We start from the raw sequence: 1,454 nt of genomic DNA, 5'->3' as shown, positions 1-1,454 counted from the left end.
CATTGTTGTCCGATAAAAAAGAAGCCAAATTAATGGCTTCTTAAAAAACATCGTAATTTAGAGTTGCAAAATTCAAATAACGATGGGTAAAAATAAGTATTTTTCGACTAAATCTGTTTTCGGACAGTTGATTTCTTTACTAGATGATTCTATGATTTCAACAGCGGTTAAGAAACATAATTCAGACCGTTATGTAAAATATTTCAAAAGTCAAGATCATTTATTTAGTATGGTTTTTTGTTGTTTGGAAAAGTGCAATTCTTTGCGTGAAGTTTCTTCTGGAATGCTAGGATTATCAGGAAAAGAAGAGACTGTGAGGATAAATCATCTTCCTAAAAAAAGTACTTTATCCGATGCAAACAAGATTAGAAAAGTGGAGTTTTTTGAAGAAATCTACAACAAGCTATTGGAAAAATATAGTTTTGTTTTATCGGACAGTCGAGTTGAAATAGCATTAGAAAAGAAAGTTAAAATTGTTGACAGTACCACTATCAGCTTGTTTAAAGACATCTTAAAATGCGTTGGAAGGAAGTCCAGCAATGGAAAAAGTAAGGGTGGAATTAAATCACACAGTGTGATAAATGCAGATGAAAAAGTTCCTAATTTAGTATGGTTTACAGCTGCTACAACTCACGACCATCAGTTTTTAGAAAAACTAAAATGTGATGAAAATACCGTTTATATTTTTGACAAAGGATACAATGATTACAAGGCTTTTGAACACTTTACCCAGCAAAAAACAGGCTTTGTAACCCGAATAAAAGAGAATGCAAAATATGAAGTAACTCAAAAAAACACCATTCCAGAAGAGATTCACAGTGGTGTATTGTCGGACGAAATTATAGAAGTTGAAATTGATAAAGAAAGTACCAAAGGCAAATTGAAATTAAGAAAAATAAAATATTATGACAGGGAACACAAAAGAACTTTCGAGTTTATTAGCAATTTATTTGAATTTAGAGCAGACACAATAGCTGCGCTTTATAAAATCCGATGGCAGATAGAATTATTGTTTAAACAGATTAAACAAAATTTCCCGCTAAAATATTTTTTAGGAGACAATGAGAACGCTATCAAAATCCAAATTTATTGTGTCTTGATAGTAAATCTTCTGATGGGAGTGATAAAGAAAAGTTTGAAACGACAATGGTCTTTCTCTAATTTAGTCAGTTTTTGTAGAATTCATTTATTCAACTATATTCATCTAACTAAATTTTTAGAAAGTCCCGAAAAAGATTGGGAATTAGATCCAAAAATCAATGGGCAATTAGGACTATTCGATGACTATTTAGCCACAGGATGAGAATTTGATAAATCAAACTGAAAATTATATTTTCCATTTATTGAATTCTAATGACAATACTAAAAAACAAGCTAAAGCAAGATAGAACCTCGTTAAGTATCTAAAAATATACAATATTTAACAAAACGAAATTATTTATCGGACAACAATG

At 30.3% G+C, this 1,454-nt stretch carries 1 protein-coding gene; it reads left to right on the top strand.

The window, feature by feature from the left end:
* Positions 1-82 precede the first annotated feature (82 nt).
* A complete protein-coding gene (locus tag DMB65_RS21820; protein WP_110308724.1) occupies positions 83-1,303 on the top strand; it encodes an IS4 family transposase in 1,221 nt (406 codons plus the stop codon).
* Positions 1,304-1,454: the final 151 nt, after the last annotated feature.

Source organism: Flavobacterium cheongpyeongense (assembly GCF_003202435.1).
GTDB lineage: Bacteria > Bacteroidota > Bacteroidia > Flavobacteriales > Flavobacteriaceae > Flavobacterium > Flavobacterium cheongpyeongense.
The sequence above is the reverse complement of the archived record's forward strand: the minus strand, read 5'-3'. Positions and strand labels throughout refer to the sequence as shown.